This window comes from Pseudomonas sp. ABFPK, assembly GCF_001586765.1.
Lineage (GTDB): Bacteria > Pseudomonadota > Gammaproteobacteria > Pseudomonadales > Pseudomonadaceae > Aquipseudomonas > Aquipseudomonas asiatica.
This window is the reverse complement of record NZ_LQXW01000049.1, coordinates 1-16,352: the sequence shown is the minus strand read 5'-3', so window position 1 is coordinate 16,352 and position 16,352 is coordinate 1. Positions and strand designations below refer to the sequence as shown.

Below are 16,352 nucleotides of genomic sequence, written 5' to 3'. Positions count from 1 at the left end.
ACCTTTTGGATGCAGCAGCTCCGGGTGGTTTGAAGCCTGCTCCTGCAAGCCGACTTCGGAAGGCCTACTTCCATCTTCGGTACAGCATCACTGGTCATACGACCTGTGTTCGTGACACACAATACTGGTTCCCTTTCTTGCTCTGGTGCATTTCCGGGTCGCGCTTGCCGTCCTGGTTCTTGGTCGAGCTGGGCGCGTGGATCAGTGTGGCATCGACGATAGTGCCCTGGCGCAGCGACAGGCCGCGATCCCCCAGGTAGCCATTGATTACGCCGAGGATGCCGGCTGCCAGTTCATGTTTCTCCAGCAAGCGACGGAAGTTGAGGATGGTGGTTTCGTCGGGAATGCGCTCCAGGCTCAACCCGGCGAACTGGCGCAGGATGGTCGTCTCGTACAGCGCTTCCTCCATTGCCGGATCACTGTAGCCAAACCAGTTCTGCATCAGGTGAATACGCAGCATGGCCAGCAGAGGATAGGCGGGCCGACCACCTTCGCCCTTGGGGTAATGCGGCTCGATCAAGGCAATCAGTCCTTTCCACGGCACCACCTGATCCATCTCGATCAGGAACAGCTCTTTACGGGTCTGCTTGCGCTTGCCGGCGTACTCGGCGTCGGCGAAGGTCATCTGCTTCATGGAAAAACTCGGCTGGCGGGATCGGCGTATTTCACCAGATTCGGGAAGTCTTTTTCAGACCTTCCCTAACAGTTCAGTTGCCAGCGGCCCATGGGCCAGGTCTTGTCGACGTGGGCCATGGCAGCTTCCTTGGTTTTGAAGCGCCGGCGCATCACCTGATCGGGATGGCCTGGGTCACTTCGATCACCTGTTATGTACGGCGCCCAAGCCAGCCAATAAGCCGCCTCGGGCTGGTCGTCTGCGCCGTGCGGTTGCGAGACACCGGCCAGGTCACTGCGAGTCCAACTACTTGGGCGAAACTCGCGCCATTGGGGCTCGGTCACGGGCATTTAATCCGGCTCGGCCGGGTGCGGATCTGGTTGGAACTGGGCGACGTAGCCAAGCACGGCCGCGACCCGCCGGCCGGTCGCGCTCCCTTTGTCGGTGCACTCGCGGTAGGCTTGGCCGCTCTGGACAATTTCCTCAAGCAGCTCGGCGGCCTTGTCCAGGTGCTGCTCGGTTTCGTTGGTGTGCTCGATAAGCTGTTGGTAAGCCTTTTGCGACTCACCATGGCGCCGGTCCATGGCCTGGACGATTTCGAGCAAGCGGTCTGTGCCGATTTCGTCGGTATCACCCAAGCAGAGCCGGTCGCCCTCATCCTGGGTGCATTGGCAATCGTCGGTCAGCACTTCCGAACTCCCGACCCAACCGCAAAGCTTGCACTCGACGGTGTAGTAGTTTCCCACCAGTGGTTCCTGGCCGATGCAGACCGGCATGCGTACCATCTTCTCAACGGTTCTCATCGTGACCTTCCTTGAATCTCACACCGGTTTCAGGTGAGGCGTTTTTGAGTCGGCAATCTGCACTTGCATCGCCGGTTGCATGGTCATCACATCGAAGCCCATTGACTCAAACCACTCGCGATTCATCAGCGAACGGGCTTCGGTTGGTACGTCGAAGAAACCGTTGTCCTCTGACCAGAAGCGGCAACTGACCGGGTGCAACAGATCGAGGTCGAATGAGCCGCCTGGATAGATGCACACGATCAGCTCCCAAGACGCATCAGGTGGCGTTGGCCACTGATACCCTGCTGGCGCTTTGCGTTCACGTTGCCCGCCTTCAAAGCGCCCTGAAAGGCCGTATACGAACGCACGCACCTGCCACATCGCCACCACGCGGCCTTGTGCTTTCTGATCGGCACAGACGCGCTGGAAAGCCTGACGCACCAATGGCTTTGGTAGGCCCCATACAAAGCAGGAAATGCCTTGCTGGTAGAAGGCCTCAAACCCCATTACCGGATACCCCGCTTCGTCGGTCGCTCGATCCAGATAGTTCATGGCTCATTTTCCCTAGTACGCGACCTGGGCGGCTTTGGCCAGGTCATTAAGTTGCTTGGACAGCGCCTCGCCGGCTGCCGTCAGGTCGTAGTCACCGTGCGAGAATGACACCAGCCCTCGCTTTCGCAGCGCTTCGCAGGTACGCACCCGCGCAGCGTAGGACAATGGGCCATGCACGCCGAAGTCATCCCAGCCCCAGCCGGTCCCCAGCTTCATCAGTACGGTTTTCATCGGCTCACTGAGCTTGGTGGTCATGATCGATATCCCTACCAGAATGGGGTCATAGGAACCCGCTCGGTCATGAGCTTGTCATTGCCATGCTCAGCACTGAATGCCTCGTATTTGGCGATATTTGCCTTGCAGAACGCTTCCAGCCCATCGGCTGCTAGGCGTGGCGAATAGGCATGGACAGGTTCCGCCGAATCATCCAAAAACTGCTCTGTGCCATCCGCATGGATCACTACGGGTACGCCCCCCAGCAGCACTTCAACATCGGTGATGAAGGGCGCAGTCTCGGCGCCACGGGGATCAAAAATCACCTGCCCCCCGGCCTTCATAGCTTCAAGCAGCAAATTGCGCCGGCCTTTGGATCGCTCGTATTCGATCACAATCACGCGACCATCGGCGTACACCTCAAAATCATTGCCGCATGCGTCGCAGGTGTCTGGCCTGCTAGGCCCATCCATCTGCCGGACCACAGCAATCTGGGTCGTGACCGTGTGCTGGCAGGCCGGACACGCAACGTCGAGCGTGCGGCCCGCTGGCCAAGGGTTTACCGCCGCAGTGAGCTTGAAACGGAAATCAGTGCGGCAGCCTGCACAGGTCACGCCGTAGGCGCGAATCGGCGCCAACGAAAAATGCCCCTGTGGGTCTTGCTGTCGCCAGGTCGAGGCATGGAACTCTTCGGTGGTATGGCAGTGCGGACAGGTCACATCAACGCTTGTCGCGTCGGGGTTGATTGGCTGGTGCACTTCGAGCAAATCGGACTCAGATGGCATGGTAGCTCATTTCCTTAGTACCACTAGATATTGTGTTGTGAGCAGCTGAAGAGGACACAAGATGTAGTGTCACAGCGTCATTTCCTTCATCGGATCAGAGGGAATGGAGTAGTTCACAGTCCAGCGACAAACGTGACTACTGATCAGACGCAGTGCCCCCTGCCGATCGTTTTGACCTGGGGCCGGCGCGAGCCCTGCTTCTTCAGTGGCGAAGTACGAAGCATGCGCAGCCGAATTACATTTTGGGCAGGGGATGTCACCGCCATGGCGCAAGGCGCCACCTGGTTCGTCGCAACTGTCCTCATCCCAAAGAAACCCATCAACACACTGCGCGTCGGGATAGGACGCACCGAAATGCCGACCTTGGTAATCGCAACCCAGAGCTATGCCAGTGATCACACACCCTCCTTAGCAATACCAAGCAAACCGATACATAACACGTATGCGTAATAAGATGATACCACATGTCGAGTGCTGGGGCAGACCAGGAAAGAGGGGGCAGATCATTTCAGGCCGGCAGTGCAGGCGTTGTAGCTTCACAGAAAAGCTGGCTTCACAAATAGTTGACCGGCCGGGCTCCAAACTAGGTCCCAGCGGTCACCATCAAGCCCGCCTCCGCGGGCTTTTTTTTGACTGGAACTCCTGCAGAAGCGCCCTCCTCCGCTAAGTAGGAAAAGGGCCGCCAATGGAGAGGCGTGGAGGATGGGGGCGGTGATGCGCTCCTGCGCACCTCATTCTTCGCTCATGCACTCAACCTAGCGCCACCGATAGGCGGCCTCTGCAGGGCTCACGCATGGGCCCCAGGCCCCTTTGTCGCTGACCCCAGCAGCAGCACCAAGCGACAGGGTATAGTTGACAAGACGAAATCTTATAAAAAACAAACGTCCACGATTCATGGAATGTGGACGAATGACATTTATTTTATTCCGGCACGTCAATATTTTTTTGACCATTTCTGATCGGCGGAGGAAATTTCTCAACCAGAATGCATTGAGCCCTTCCACGGATGCCGGCCTCTAGCCTGGCAACGAAGAATTTTCTTGACTATTTAATTAGTGCCAAGAGAATGTTGTCCACGATTCATGGAATGTGGACACGCGGAGAAAAGCCAGTTATGAAGAGTCAAGACATTTTGTTGCTTTTCAAAATGACTAGCCTGCACGCTCAAGAGGAAAACCTGTTTGGCCGTATGGAATTGGAATCTACCTCTGAGCATGTGAGAAACATTCTCAACCCAGAGCCCCGTTGGTTGGCGTCAGTTAGCGGCCCGGTAGGTGAGGTGCTGTCTCAGTTGCTGCCGAATGACGAAGACACGGTATTTCGGCCACAAGAACTCGATTCACCGATGGGCGATTCTGACCGATGGGAGGGCTGGTCGGATGTGGTGCCGTCGACCCCAGTAACGAGCTGGAGCGAAAACTATTCCTTGCGGGCGCTCTCTGCGTCGCTTGGCCTCAGTAAAAGTGAAGTCTCCAACGCCATGGCGCGTTGTCGCAATGCCGGCCTTCTTACCAGCGATTTCGACACCGGTCTTCCAAAGGTGAATCGACGTGAGTTGCTGAAGGTTGCCGAGCACGCTCTGAAGTACTTTTTTCCAGTAAAGCCAGGTGCAATCGTCCGTGGCATCCCTACCGGCTTTGCTGCGCCAGCCCTTTCGAAAAGCCTAAAAAGTGCTGGCGGACTGATACCTGTCTGGCCCGACCCACTGGGCAGCGAGCGAGGCCAGTCAATCGAGCCCCTCTACAAGACGGTGCCCGAAGCGGTAAAAATAGATAGGACCCTTTATCATTACCTCGCGCTTGTAGACGCGATCCGCGTTGGCGGCCCAAGGGAGTGTGGCGTGGCTGTCAACATACTGAAAGCAGGGATGGGGGTGAAGTAATATGGCATCGAATGCGGACCACAACTACGAGCTTATCTCGTTTGTGGCTGATGGTTTGGGCGACGAGTTTTTGGCTGAGTGTGCCTTTGTCGGTGGATGCACAACCGCTATGTTGGTCACCGATAGCGCAGTGCTGGACGACATCCGATTCACCGACGATGTCGACCTGGTGATCGAGCTAGCAGGCATTTCTGCCTGGGAAAAGCTTACAGTGCGTCTTGCAGCGAAAGGCTTCAAGATCACTGGGGAAGATGATGTGAACTGCCGGTTCAGGTTCAATGATGTCATCGTCGATGTGATGCCAAGCGACGCGTCTATTCTCGGCTACGCTAACCGCTGGTATGTAGAGGGACTGGCTCAAGCGGTACCATTTGAGCTACCTAGCGGTCGGGCAATTCGAATCTTCAAACCAGCATTCTTCTTGGCAACTAAGCTCGAAGCCTTCAGTGGTCGGGGTAACGGCGATCCGTACCATAAGGACGTCGAGGATATCATCATCCTCCTAGACGGACGCCCAGAGCTATTGGCAGAGGTCCGTGAAGCCGGCGAAGAGCTCAGGCAATACGTTGCCGAGTGTATTGGCGCTCTGGCAAAACTTAACGGCATCGATTATGCAGTTGAGAGCTCAGGCTCTGTTCGAGCCAACCCTGGGCGTGCCAAGCTCATTCATCAACGAATGAAAGACCTGAGCGCGCTCGCATGAGATATCAAACTAGGTCCGTAAAAGGGCATGACCGAGCAGCGAACCACGACTTTGCAGCCGCCGAGATCCATGGGGCACGAGGCCTTTTTGTCATTATGGATGGCACCTCGAAACCAGGCAGCGGTCAGCTTGCGCAAGGCTTGGCACAAGGCGTGATTAGAGCCTATCTGAGCAATGTAGCTCAGGGCGCAGATGACTCCAGCCCAGAACAAGTTCAACAATTGCTCAACGGTATCTTGGTGGATATGCACCGTCAGCTATTCACAAACCAGACTGGCACCACCAGCTATCTGATCGGTGTCGCATCCCAGGGCCTACTCACCGTTGCTTATGAGGGTGATTGCGCCTGTGGGATGGCTGGAAACGACGGCAATATCGAATGGTTTACTCCTCCACACTGCCAAGCAAACTGGAAGCGCGACAGATCGCACCGCGAATTGGCGTTGGATCCTGCACGCAATCTGGTTACCCGCAGCCTCAGAGCAACACGCGCTCCGAATCCTGATTTTTTACGCCAGCCGGCACCGGCGGGAACTCGTTTTGTCTTCGCCACAGATGGGTTCTGGGCCGAGCTCACTGAATCGCAGCAAGCTGCTGCGATCAATGAGCCAGCTGGGGACATTGCTGTCGTGAGTGATGATGTCACTTGGATTGACGTGAGAATGTGAGTCCTGCCGAGCCAACTATTGGGTGGATCAGATAGGCCTTTCTCATCTGATCTTTGAAAACTGATGGGGGCTATCGCCAAAGAATGACCTTGAGGCAGCTTTTGCTGAGCCTGCAGAGTCACCATTTTCGTGGCTCTACAGGCGTGCCTCCCCTGCCCTTTGCTTCAAGCCCCTGGTTAAATGCCTTGCGAGTTACGAAACGCACGGAATCGCTCGCAGGCTTCCTGCGACGAATCACCCAGGTGCCACAGCGTGCCTTCTGACGCTAGATAGGCCGAAGTCTCCTCTTCCCATAGCACGGCAAAGGCAGTCGTCGAGATGAGAAATCCATCGCATTTGCCGTCCATGACAGCATTCTGCAGCACGTTTCTGTGACTCTCAATAAACTCTGAATTGAACGCGCTCAGTACGCCTCTCGCATCAGCTTTGTTAGGACCACTCACGACTTTCCCGACAGGGACCAAATCGTCCAAATTGAGGGCAATGATTCCGCCATTGTTGAACGGTGCCAGCTGCCTAGCAGCATGGCTGACACGCTTCTCAACCCCGAGCGTTGACCAGATCTTCTTGCATGCGATCGGGTAATCGCCCATGCCGAAGTCAACCAGGATATCTGGCTCTGCAGCTTTGGCCGTAAGCCCACGGTTCTTCAAGTCGGAAAGCAGCACCAGCTCCCACAGAGCGTCTTTCCCTTGGTGAGAGTTGCTCCGATCGTGAGGCTGCATTACTCCGCCGGCCATGCGCTTGAGCGCCTCTTGAATCCCTGGTTCATCTGGCAAATTGGTGACTGCATCAGCGAGACGATTCACGTACGCCGCTTCCCACACCACCCGGTCATCCGGCTTCACCTGGTCAGCCCATGCCCGGCTCAGCTTGTCGGCCTGACTGAGCAACTGACAAAGCGCGCTCCCGGACCGAAGCCTGATGTTGCGCTGCACCAGCAAGGCCCTGACTTGCTGGGCTTTAGCAGCAATCTCTTCGTAGGTGTCTACCCAAGCCTTGCTCATAAGATCGACGGGCTTCACTTCACAGCTCCTTTGGAGATGGCTCATGGATTCACTGGAACAATGGCGGTGATAACTGATTCGAGCGCTGCTTTCACCAGTGGCAGAATGAGCTTTCGCCCATCAGCACTGTGCCAGACCGGTTGCCAACTCGCACCTTCAATGGAAGGGAGAACGAATTTGCCCGGCCTGCGCTAGCCGAGTACCTGTCGGTGCAGGCCGGCGGATGGCCTCAGGGCAGCTGGAGCGCCCCATTACCTGCATGGCTGGGCTGGATGTCTTTGAACCCGGGATGCTCCAGGTCGACAGTCAAGCTGCTCTCAGCGAAATCCTTTCCCACATACTTCTGTGCCCAGGACCGGCGCTGATCCGGCGTTCTGCATGCACACGCACGCTCGTGGCGGCTGAGCCAGGCCTTGCAGAGCCTCTGCATGTCGCGCTTGAAATCGGAGACCAGTCGATACTCAGCCCCACAGTACGAGCACTGAGCAGTTCCAGTGTTATGTGCCATAAATCATTTCCGAGTGACGGGCGCCCGAAGGCCCGCCCTGCTTCTGGTGATATGCATCTTGGCGCAGGACCGCCCGTACTGCACGAGTTCGCGAGGACTCAAACGGGTTGTCCGGTGGCGCTTGCCGCAAGTCCTTTGCAGCCAGGCTGATTTGCCTGATGCGGGATCGCAGCCAGTTGGCATCTGCCGTGTAAATGGCATCGGGATTGTTGGCCAACAGGGCGCGCAGTTTATCGCCTAATTCGGCGTTGATCACCACTCGTCCCAGCAGGTGAAAGTCGTGATGGTGCAGGGTTGCACAATCCTCAGCACTCATGGCCGCTAGATTGGATGGAATCCCCGCGCAGAACTGATCTGTTTGAAAGATACGCTTGGCATGCGCCAGCATCACACCCGCGGAGAGCTCCCCACACTGCAAGGGAATAATCACACGAGCGCCGGCCGTGATCCACGTGCGCACTCGCTCTGCATGCACAGCCCACAAGTCGAGGGTTGCCGATTGGTCACCAATGATGTCCGGCGCCACGATGCTAAGAGACCCCGGGAAGTCTGTCCGCGCCAGCACGCATTCGTACGTGAAAAACACTTTCCCCCAGCTCACGAGCTCGCCCTTCTGGAAGGCTGAAAAGGCTCCGGAGTCGATGAACACGGCACCTCCTGCATTCAGGTGCCGGGGAAGCGTGCCAAAGATTTTCAGGCTATCCAGCAACGTTGCAACTACCCCTACCGGGACACCCTCATCAACCGCAGCTCGCAGGTCCTGAGAACTGGACATTCCAGAATGAAAGGCAACGCTCCAGGTCAATGGCATGATCTTGCTTCCCCCTGCTGCGCACGCGAACCCCGCGGCGCTTACACGGCATCGACCCAGCTCGATGGCTGGGGATGCGTGGTTCAGGGAGATCTAGATGTGCACCGCAGTTTGATCGTTCGTGATGCGGACCTGGCCTGCTACAGAACAAGGTGGATGATCAATCCAGCCCCCGTAGGCTGCTAAGTCCATAGTCATCGCGCAAGATCCGCAGCTGCTCCTTGTCCATTTCGTCCAGGGCCGAGCAATTTGCGTCGGCTAGGCCCTGCCGCCGCAGCAGATCAGCTGCATCACCTCTGTCATAGATGTAGCGCGACAGGTCCGCGGCGGCGAGGAGAATACCGACCTGCAGCTGAGTCGGTTTGTTGCGAGGCTTGCGCTTGGCGACAGCCATGAGGATGTCCTCGATCGTGGTGTGAGCCGGTCAGGCCCTGGGTGGATGTACCGGACAAGGCCGGCGCGGGCCGTACTGAGGCGGGCAAGTGCAGCTCATGCCTTCGCGAGCGCCTCGACCAGAAGCGCATCGAACTCGTCCACCGCCAGCGGCACCCAGCGATCTTCGATCAGCTGGTCGTGGTACCACTTGAGACCCACGTAGGACACCCGCACACAAACGCCGCCCAGTATTACCAGTGGCACCTGGCGTACAGACGCTGGCAGGATTACCGGGGGAATGTCAGCAGCAGAGGCCTTCACAGCGAGGTTTTCCATCGCCTCACGCAGGGCGACGGCGCTGACCTTCTGGGCCTGAGAGTTGCCAGATAGGGCAGTACGCAGAGTCTCGACGGCGGAGCAGGACCCGCGGTCATCGCCATTGCACCGCGCCACAAAGTCGTCAAGCCACAGCAGCGCCTCTTCAACATCGCCAGCACAGGCCGCCGTTTGAGTGTCATCACCAGGCTGGCTCTGAGCGGACTGCGACGCCCCTTGCTCGGTGAGCCATGCCGCTACGTGGTCGGCGCTCATTACTGCCAGGGTTTCCGAACAATTATCACAGCCCAGAACCAGCTGGCAGCGAATGTCGCTGGTGCGCAGTCGCCCGTGCTGCGCATCACTGATGTTCTGGTTGTATGTCTGCCAGCTCAGGGCCTTGCTTCCGCACTCGCGGCATTCGGTAATCTTAGTGATGCTCATGCTGTGCCTCCTGCAGGCGTTCGACATCTGGCAGCAACTGCGCCAGCGGGTCAGTGATGAAACTGTCTTATCGCGGGTACCGGACCGGCGAACCGGGTCGATGTGATTAGGCTGGGCCGCGTGGCACTTCGTAGTACGAGCTGCGCAGCCGGTTCACGGTATAGCCGCGGCGGCGCAGCGCCTCGACAACCGAAGGGCCGTTGCCGGTGTTGCGGCCAGTTGCAAAGCGCAGAGTGACCCCATGTGCCTTGCAGTGCTTGAACTCTTCAATCAGGCGCTCAGTGTTGGTCATGATTCGTCCTCCTACGCCGCCGCCAGGCAGTCGTTCCAAAGTTGTGGGTCCGCGTACATGAAGTAACCGGGCTTGTCCGGATTGGCCACGCAACGCCCACCCTTCTGCCGGTACGTTTGGTAAGCCCGGGCAACGCGAGACTTCTGCACCTGATCTAGCCGGCGTATCTCCGCCTTAATCTCCAGGTCGAGCGTGAAGCCCTTCGCTGGCGCCATGGCGCAGGTTGTGCCGAAGTGACGTATCTCGTTGGTTTCGCAGTCCTCGATCCAAACCACACGCTTGAGGCCTTGCTTGCCGCAACATTCGCAGTGCGATTTGTCGTCGTTGATCCCGAGAAATTTGAAGCGGCTCATGGCGTGCCCTGATGAGTGACTGAGCCAAAAAGTTAAACTATAGGGCAACAAATAGCAATAAAGATTAAACTATATGGCAACCTTTTTCTTCCACGCGAAGCCTTGCTCAAATCGCCGGTTTCACATCAGTCCGTGAGAAAAGCTCAACATTTCACAGTGAAAAGCCCTGAACGCAGTCCAGGGCCTCAAACGGCTGCCTTACCGGCCAAACACACGGTCAAGCACAGGCCTTGACTCGATGATCGCGGTACCCAGCTCATCGACGGTCGTAGCGCCCGTCAGGCGGTTCTCGACTGCGGACAGGTCGGTAAGCAGCTCGTCGTTGCCACCCTCCTTGTAGAGCGTGCTCTGCACAGCTTCGAAGGTCCGCAGCAGATCGCGGTGGGTGTCCTGGAAGTTGCTTTCACTGCCAGAGACGGTTGCCTGGGCCCAGCTGGTGAGCGGGTGGTGGCGAGCCTCCACCTTACCGGGGCCGAACATGCGGTCGTAGGAGCCCTGCACCAGGCCTTCAATCAAAAGGCCGTTGTTTCTGTCATCCATTCGTATGCTTCTCATCGTGATGACGTGATCGTCACGTCGTGGTGATGATGCCAGGCGCACCCGGCATCGGTTTCGCCGATCAGCGGCAGCTCTGTATCGGCGGTCTCTAAAGGGTCTTCAGCATGGGGCACCGGCTGAGCTGGCGCCCAAGCCGTAGGCCTAGGTCGATCAGCCTCATTCTGTCGCCAGCTGCGACACGCTCAGGCCTACCGCGACGGGCCGTACCCAGACGGGCATGCTGCTGAGCATGAAGGTTTCCCCTTGGGCTGCCAGCAGCAATGTCGTGCCCATGACATGCCCAATCGCCTCCGCCGCCGCCGGCGGAACGGCGTTGCCAATCCGCTCGCGCCAGGCCTGATCGCTCAAACCGTCCAACTCCAACTGCTCCTCGGGCTCGACAAGGCTTTGCAGCGCTGCCAGTTCCAGAGTCGTGAAGGGGCGGTGCCAGGTCCCGTCGAGCGACTCGATAATGCAAGTGAGCCTGTCGTTGGCCTCTGGGAGCCGGGGATCGGCTACGCTCCAACGGCCGTTGTCATGCTTGGCGCTTGCAGAGACGGCTCCCGCTGAGCCCTGCCACGGCACCACGCCGTAATGCCCGCCAGTCAGGTAAGCGTCGCCCTTTGTGCGTTTCATGGCCGGTCGGGGATCGGCGACGCTGAATGTGCCTTGTCCTGGGCTTTTAACTCCAATGACGGCACCGCTGGTGTCCTGCCATCGGCGAACACCATACTGCTGGTACTGCAGGGCGCCAGCTTTGGCTCGCGGATCTGCAACCGAGAACGCTCCGTTTGTTGGGTTCGATCGGCCAGCCACCGTGCCCATGCTGTCATTCCAGCCATGTACTCCCATGTATCCCGATCGGTACCCTGGAACAATGATCAAGTCGCGCAGGTAACCATCCTGGATCGCGAGATCATTCAGGCTGCGCCAGTCTTTTCCGGCTTCGACCAAGGCCAGGCGGACCCAAGTTTTCCATTGCAGAGCCGGCACCCGGTGCATAGGGCCAGCCTGCTCGATATCGCCGGCCAGAGGCATGCGACCGAGGATGTCACCTACAGCACGAAGGCTCTTCTTCTCTGGCTCATACAGGAACGACGGCACCTTCTCGACGTGGCGAGCCACCAGCAGGAATCGCTTGCGGCTTTGAGCCAATCCGCCGATGACCCCACAGTCATGGGTGGTTTCGGCGACGGCATATCCATAGTGGCTTAGCAGAGCGCCGATCTGGTCCAGCAGATGGCGGCCACGATTGGCCAGGCGTGGGACATTCTCGAATACCAGCATTGGTACAGGGTCATCCCGCCACGCCTCCGCCATCAGCCAGATACAGCGCAGAGTCAGCTCGTTCAAGGCCTGGTACTTCGGGGTCAGGCTCATCTTCTCCGACAACAACCCGCTGGCGCCCTTGCATGGGGAGCTGATGAAAACGGTGTCGGGCCGGCGGTTCTGGGCCGCACGGCGGATGTCCTCTGGGAGTGCCTCCCGCCATCCGGCTGGCGGCTCCTTTCCGTGGAAGCGGATCTACTGATCACGTGTGAAGAGATCCAACAGCGTGCCTTCAACACCGGACAATCGCTTGAAATCGGCGAGGCCGGCCGGGTCAACGTCAACGCCTCCCAAGCACTCCCATTCAGCTTGCACGTTACCGACGATGGGCTTTGCCCGGTTGAAGCCCTTGGCGCCCCCCCCCAAGCCGCAGCAGAAGTGGAAATGGGTGAGGATTTTTTTGATCAGCATGCAATGTCCTACGAGAGTTGAGTGGCGCCCGCCAGGTAGACTGGCTCCCCTGGTTTACCTACGGACCGGACCAAAAAATTAAACTATAGGGCAACCTTTATCAATATTTATTAAACTATATGGCAACTTTTATCTTCGTCCAAAACGATCTCCGTGGGTTATGCTCTCCCCTGGAGGCCAAAAAAAATCCGGCCAGTAATGGCCGGATTGGGTGTAGCGTTCGTGAGCTCAGCGCGGTGCAACGAAGCGCAGGCTAAAAGGGCGGGTTCCTAAGATAGTCGCAGTATTGCGCGTCCAGCAGAGCCGCTGGTGAAGGCTCGATCGCAATCAAGGTCCATTTACCATCGATACACCGGCCTACCTCCCCATAATTGAGACCGGGCAAGTCGTAGCTTCGCTCGATCGTTGCCCAGTCCTCGGGGTACTGTGCTTTGAAGGCCTTCCGGAAAGACTCGTTGCCGTAACTGCCCATGATGGTTACGACAGCAGAGAACTTCTCATCTCGATCGCTGATCAGCTCTATTGAGCTGGCCATCAGTTTGGGTGCCGCCTGTTCGTTGGGTGTGCGCATGCCATGATCTCCATTGGCAAATATCTGCCAAAAGCAGCCTTGTATCGGTGCGATGTCGACAGCCCCATCGCATTCTCTGGTCAACTCGAAATGGGCAACACCAGCCGATAACGAAACCTGGCGCCACAGTGCACACTGAACAAGAAGGGGTCGGCACCTATCGCGAGCTCCGATCCTTGGCCGTTGGGCCTCTGCAGTTCCCTATTCCTCCCGGTCGAGCTCAGGCGTTCTGTACGTTTTCCACTGCAGCAGCGTGTACCGCCCGAGCTTCACCTTCGTCTCGGTTACCACCTGGCCAAAGGCGTAGTTACCGACCTCGGTCACCCAGACCGAGATCAAGTTCTGCCCCAGGCCGGCCCCGAATAGCCGCTGCAGCAGTGTGCGCCGGGTAGGCGCTTCTGCGAGTGGGGTATTGCTCATAGTCCACCTCAGTAAGCCGTTGTCCCGATGACGCCGAAATGTGCCATCGCTAGTGTCAGTTGCCAGCCCCGTATCCCTCCCGCGGAAACGCTGGGCTGGCGCACATTCGAAATGTGCCATCGTTAGTTTCTGGTGGTTCGTATGGCACATTTGGTCAAGTCAGTAGCAGAAGGGCCCGCCAAACTGCCACGTGCACGACTAGAGTACATTTGTTCTCCTAGCGCCAGCAGCTGATCCTTCAGCCGCCCGATCGTTCAAAGGAAGACAGTGGGAGCATGCGCCTTGGCCTTCCCCCTTCTTGGCCGCGGGGAGCTCTTATTCTGTTCGGTCTTGCGCCCGTTCCCAGAGCTGCTCAAGTTCACGCCGTAGAGCTCACACAAGCTCGCGAGCTGCTCGGCCGGTATCAACCGGTGCATCTTGCTGAGCCGCAGCAAGATGGCCTTCGGGGTGCGCTTGTGTGCGGTGGCAAGCGTGTCGATCGCTTCGCCATTCCGGTATCCCGCAATGAGCCGCTGGTCTTCGTCATCGGTCCACTTGCTGCCCTGGGCCGTCGACTCGGTGCTCCCACTGGCAGTGCGGCTTGCTTTTGCCGGCTGCTGCACAGGCTCGGCTTCCCGTGCTGGCGCCTGCGCCAGCTGCACTGGAGCGGCAGGAAGTTCTGAATCAAGTACCGTCGACAGCATGGCCAACCACCTGGTGCGATCGGTGTCCCGTGAGTGGTGGAAGCCAACGCTGCCGATCACCACCATGGGGTTCACGTTCAGCGCTGCAGCGATCTGCCACGCGTGATAGTTGTCCAAGAGATCCTTGCCGGTGCGCCAGCGGGAGAACTGGGTCTGGCTGACACCGAGAAACTCTGCAGCCGAGACATCGCCATGAAACCCTTTGACCACCTTCAGCTGGTCGAGCCAGTTAGCAGCGGTCTTGACCAACTTCACATGTGGACTATTCGTCTGGTTCGAGAATGGCGTCGACCGCTTGGCTCGCTGCGACAACGCTGCGGCTCCCGCAGCTGCGGCCAGGCGTAAGTTTGCAGTGATCGGTACACGCTCATCACCGCACTCAATCCCGGCTTCGTCCAAGCCGGCCGACAGGTTGATCAGGATCGCGATGGATCGATTCGTCATCTCATCTTGTTTGGCCATGCCCCCTCCCCTGGATCCGCTGAGGATCGCTACATGCTGCCCCGGGATACCGAGGGCCGCCGCCTGAAAATGAATCATAACGGCAAAAATGATTCTTCACACGTACCTATATGCTAACAGATGCAAATCAATCTCATCAGAGATTGTCAGATCCGCGTGTGGAGGGGCGGATCGCGGTGACGATCTGCAAGTGACTCACTAGCCCATCTGATCCGTTCATGTGTTTGGTCTAGTCAAAGACTCAATACGCAGCTTAGAATCTGCTGTGGCGCCCAGCAGACGCCCGCTACCCGTCCTCGCGAAGCTGCACGAGCAGCACTGCCAACTAATCAAACTTCGGACCATGACTTTGGCCCTGGTGCATAGCGGTGGACGGGTGACGCTGCAACAAGTAGGGCCGGAGAGAACTCGTGGCCACCGAAAACACTCGACCTACCACCCTTGCGGGTATCAAGCGCGTAGCCAAACTCATCAAGTAAAAGGAGAGCATCCCGCATCATGCTGCTCTTGATGAAGCGGCGCATAAAGCTGGATTTCACAACCTGCGACATGCCCAGTCAGTTCTAGGCAGACCCGCCCAGCTACACCAAGCTTTTGTCACTTTCTACTGGAAAGAGCACGGCAAAAGTCCAGAGCCCTTTCAGGATGGCCCAGTCCTGCGATCAGGGCGGACCACCCTTTCATTCCGGCTGCCCTCCCCGTTGAGGGAACTCCTGCCCCGACGGTCAATTGAAAGGACAACCTACTTGTCCAGTTTTCGGTTGGAGGCGGACGACCATCTCGAACGTAGAATGGATTCAGTGGACTGGTACGAGGGCCTGAAGATGGCACAACGGGCCGCACGCGCACTTAATTTCATGGCTGTGACAGGGCTACGAGCCCCTTCTGCTAACGAGATGGCAGGACCAAGCCTGGTTCTCTCCGAGTATGCAGACCACCGCTCTCACTGGTACGACGATGAGTCAAAGTGCATTGTCATTCTGGATGAGCCGTACCCGCACTTGCTCCAAGATGAAATCGACTGGGCAGAAGAGCACGGGTTTCATACGGTAGGTGTACGTTGGAGGGGCGTCTATTCCGCCAGCAACACACCACGCCTACATTCGGTATCGAAAACTCTGATCTCACGCTTGGCCAAGAAGCTCAAAGCCTTGGAGACCAGGTTAAAGGTTGAGGAATGGACACACGAGACCCAGCCATACGAAAGCTCATTCATCAGCCCGGCTAGAACTCTCAGCGGAAAGCGGAAGCTACCAAGGATGATGCCAGCCCCTGAAGGTGTAGAGCGGGCCGGAGCTGTGCCATGTGGCCCCGGTGAGCCAGGTTATCGCTCACGTTGGCGACCTGCTCGTCGCATGGACCTAGATAAGCACTTACAGATTGGCCCTATCCTGGAGAGACTCACGTTATCAACGGGCTTGGGCTTAGAGTCTGGACTAACCCGTATCCGCCTGACCCTGAACAAATGGTTTGAGGAGGAGTACAAGGATGCAGACCTTCCCGACATGCGGATTCCACGCCATCCGGCCACCCAGTCCGCTCTCATCTGGCCAGGCATTCCACGGCCATCTGGCCACCTGTTCCACGGCCATCCGGCCGGGCAGTCGGAGCGCAGCGACGCAGGGGGGGCATT

The 16,352-nt window shown here is 57.8% G+C and carries 19 protein-coding genes and 2 pseudogenes; 3 read left to right on the top strand and 18 right to left on the bottom strand.

Annotation, left to right across the window (positions count from 1 at the left end; all coding sequences use genetic code 11):
* Window positions 1-121 precede the first annotated feature (121 nt).
* The 7 genes and pseudogenes from WM94_RS23810 to WM94_RS29685 all read right to left on the bottom strand — a co-directional run.
* Window positions 122-634, bottom strand: a pseudogene (locus WM94_RS23810) (IS5-like element ISPa16 family transposase); the annotation flags it as partial.
* Window positions 635-699: 65 nt separating this feature from the next.
* Window positions 700-957 (bottom strand): hypothetical protein, encoded by a 258-nt coding sequence (locus WM94_RS30270; protein WP_138985814.1) that lies wholly within the window; start codon window positions 955-957, stop codon window positions 700-702.
* Window positions 958-963: 6 nt separating this feature from the next.
* Complete coding sequence (locus WM94_RS23805; RefSeq protein WP_016487001.1) at window positions 964-1,416, bottom strand: hypothetical protein; 453 nt, start codon at window positions 1,414-1,416, stop codon at window positions 964-966.
* 18 nt (window positions 1,417-1,434) lie between these two features.
* Window positions 1,435-1,950 (bottom strand): hypothetical protein, encoded by a 516-nt coding sequence (locus tag WM94_RS23800; protein ID WP_004577598.1) that lies wholly within the window; start codon window positions 1,948-1,950, stop codon window positions 1,435-1,437.
* 12 nt (window positions 1,951-1,962) lie between these two features.
* On the bottom strand, window positions 1,963-2,205 hold the full coding sequence (locus WM94_RS23795) for a hypothetical protein (protein WP_004577599.1): 243 nt from the start codon (window positions 2,203-2,205) through the stop codon (window positions 1,963-1,965).
* An 11-nt stretch (window positions 2,206-2,216) separates the two neighbouring features.
* Window positions 2,217-2,948, bottom strand: coding sequence for a hypothetical protein (locus WM94_RS30930; protein WP_004577600.1), 732 nt, complete (start codon window positions 2,946-2,948; stop codon window positions 2,217-2,219).
* A 69-nt stretch (window positions 2,949-3,017) separates the two neighbouring features.
* Window positions 3,018-3,347 (bottom strand): hypothetical protein, encoded by a 330-nt coding sequence (locus tag WM94_RS29685; RefSeq protein WP_080574931.1) that lies wholly within the window; start codon window positions 3,345-3,347, stop codon window positions 3,018-3,020.
* Window positions 3,348-4,035: 688 nt separating this feature from the next.
* Here WM94_RS29685 and WM94_RS23785 point away from each other — a divergent pair.
* The 3 genes from WM94_RS23785 to WM94_RS23775 are packed head-to-tail and all read left to right on the top strand — an operon-like array spanning window position 4,036 to window position 6,201.
* On the top strand, window positions 4,036-4,830 hold the full coding sequence (locus tag WM94_RS23785; RefSeq protein ID WP_024717476.1) for a hypothetical protein: 795 nt from the start codon (window positions 4,036-4,038) through the stop codon (window positions 4,828-4,830).
* Between the two features lies 1 nt (window position 4,831).
* Window positions 4,832-5,533, top strand: a complete 702-nt coding sequence (locus WM94_RS23780; RefSeq protein ID WP_004577602.1) for a hypothetical protein — start codon at window positions 4,832-4,834, stop codon at window positions 5,531-5,533.
* Window positions 5,530-6,201, top strand: a complete 672-nt coding sequence (locus WM94_RS23775) for a PP2C family serine/threonine-protein phosphatase (RefSeq protein ID WP_004577603.1) — start codon at window positions 5,530-5,532, stop codon at window positions 6,199-6,201. The genes WM94_RS23780 and WM94_RS23775 overlap by 4 nt, the downstream gene beginning before the upstream one ends.
* Before the next feature lie 176 nt (window positions 6,202-6,377).
* Here WM94_RS23775 and WM94_RS23770 read toward each other — a convergent pair whose 3' ends face one another.
* The 11 genes and pseudogenes from WM94_RS23770 to WM94_RS23715 all read right to left on the bottom strand — a co-directional run bounded on the left by WM94_RS23770 (window position 6,378) and on the right by WM94_RS23715 (window position 14,719).
* Window positions 6,378-7,226 (bottom strand): hypothetical protein, encoded by an 849-nt coding sequence (locus tag WM94_RS23770; protein ID WP_004577604.1) that lies wholly within the window; start codon window positions 7,224-7,226, stop codon window positions 6,378-6,380.
* 479 nt (window positions 7,227-7,705) lie between these two features.
* The gene (locus WM94_RS23760) at window positions 7,706-8,527 is read right to left on the bottom strand and encodes a hypothetical protein (RefSeq protein ID WP_231995376.1); all 822 of its coding nucleotides are present in this window, start codon (window positions 8,525-8,527) and stop codon (window positions 7,706-7,708) included.
* Window positions 8,528-8,687: 160 nt separating this feature from the next.
* Entirely contained in the window at window positions 8,688-8,921 is a 234-nt protein-coding gene (locus WM94_RS23755; RefSeq protein ID WP_004577606.1) for a hypothetical protein, read from the bottom strand.
* Window positions 8,922-9,016: 95 nt separating this feature from the next.
* Complete coding sequence (locus WM94_RS23750; protein ID WP_004577607.1) at window positions 9,017-9,661, bottom strand: hypothetical protein; 645 nt, start codon at window positions 9,659-9,661, stop codon at window positions 9,017-9,019.
* 106 nt (window positions 9,662-9,767) lie between these two features.
* Entirely contained in the window at window positions 9,768-9,953 is a 186-nt protein-coding gene (locus WM94_RS23745) for a hypothetical protein (RefSeq protein WP_004577608.1), read from the bottom strand.
* A gap of 11 nt (window positions 9,954-9,964) precedes the next feature.
* A complete protein-coding gene (locus tag WM94_RS23740; protein ID WP_004577609.1) occupies window positions 9,965-10,306 on the bottom strand; it encodes a hypothetical protein in 342 nt (113 codons plus the stop codon).
* 198 nt (window positions 10,307-10,504) lie between these two features.
* A complete protein-coding gene (locus tag WM94_RS23735; RefSeq protein WP_004577610.1) occupies window positions 10,505-10,846 on the bottom strand; it encodes a hypothetical protein in 342 nt (113 codons plus the stop codon).
* 174 nt (window positions 10,847-11,020) lie between these two features.
* A pseudogene (locus WM94_RS23730) lies at window positions 11,021-12,583 on the bottom strand (DNA cytosine methyltransferase).
* Between the two features lie 253 nt (window positions 12,584-12,836).
* Window positions 12,837-13,154, bottom strand: a complete 318-nt coding sequence (locus tag WM94_RS23725) for a hypothetical protein (RefSeq protein WP_004577611.1) — start codon at window positions 13,152-13,154, stop codon at window positions 12,837-12,839.
* A gap of 201 nt (window positions 13,155-13,355) precedes the next feature.
* Window positions 13,356-13,574, bottom strand: a complete 219-nt coding sequence (locus WM94_RS23720; protein ID WP_016486995.1) for a hypothetical protein — start codon at window positions 13,572-13,574, stop codon at window positions 13,356-13,358.
* Window positions 13,575-13,828: 254 nt separating this feature from the next.
* Window positions 13,829-14,719, bottom strand: coding sequence for a hypothetical protein (locus WM94_RS23715; RefSeq protein WP_169739407.1), 891 nt, complete (start codon window positions 14,717-14,719; stop codon window positions 13,829-13,831).
* Window positions 14,720-16,352: the final 1,633 nt, after the last annotated feature.

Coding starts and splice junctions, on each gene's coding strand:
- WM94_RS23805 (WP_016487001.1), bottom strand. CDS start 1,416: ATGAGAACCGTTGAGAAGATGGTACGCATGCCGGTCTGCATCGGCCAG.
- WM94_RS23800 (WP_004577598.1), bottom strand. CDS start 1,950: ATGAACTATCTGGATCGAGCGACCGACGAAGCGGGGTATCCGGTAATG.
- WM94_RS23795 (WP_004577599.1), bottom strand. CDS start 2,205: ATGACCACCAAGCTCAGTGAGCCGATGAAAACCGTACTGATGAAGCTG.
- WM94_RS30930 (WP_004577600.1), bottom strand. CDS start 2,948: ATGCCATCTGAGTCCGATTTGCTCGAAGTGCACCAGCCAATCAACCCC.
- WM94_RS23785 (WP_024717476.1), top strand. CDS start 4,036: ATGTGGACACGCGGAGAAAAGCCAGTTATGAAGAGTCAAGACATTTTG.
- WM94_RS23780 (WP_004577602.1), top strand. CDS start 4,832: ATGGCATCGAATGCGGACCACAACTACGAGCTTATCTCGTTTGTGGCT.
- WM94_RS23775 (WP_004577603.1), top strand. CDS start 5,530: ATGAGATATCAAACTAGGTCCGTAAAAGGGCATGACCGAGCAGCGAAC.
- WM94_RS23760 (WP_231995376.1), bottom strand. CDS start 8,527: ATGCCATTGACCTGGAGCGTTGCCTTTCATTCTGGAATGTCCAGTTCT.
- WM94_RS23755 (WP_004577606.1), bottom strand. CDS start 8,921: ATGGCTGTCGCCAAGCGCAAGCCTCGCAACAAACCGACTCAGCTGCAG.
- WM94_RS23750 (WP_004577607.1), bottom strand. CDS start 9,661: ATGAGCATCACTAAGATTACCGAATGCCGCGAGTGCGGAAGCAAGGCC.
- WM94_RS23745 (WP_004577608.1), bottom strand. CDS start 9,953: ATGACCAACACTGAGCGCCTGATTGAAGAGTTCAAGCACTGCAAGGCA.
- WM94_RS23740 (WP_004577609.1), bottom strand. CDS start 10,306: ATGAGCCGCTTCAAATTTCTCGGGATCAACGACGACAAATCGCACTGC.
- WM94_RS23735 (WP_004577610.1), bottom strand. CDS start 10,846: ATGGATGACAGAAACAACGGCCTTTTGATTGAAGGCCTGGTGCAGGGC.
- WM94_RS23725 (WP_004577611.1), bottom strand. CDS start 13,154: ATGCGCACACCCAACGAACAGGCGGCACCCAAACTGATGGCCAGCTCA.
- WM94_RS23720 (WP_016486995.1), bottom strand. CDS start 13,574: ATGAGCAATACCCCACTCGCAGAAGCGCCTACCCGGCGCACACTGCTG.
- WM94_RS23715 (WP_169739407.1), bottom strand. CDS start 14,719: ATGGCCAAACAAGATGAGATGACGAATCGATCCATCGCGATCCTGATC.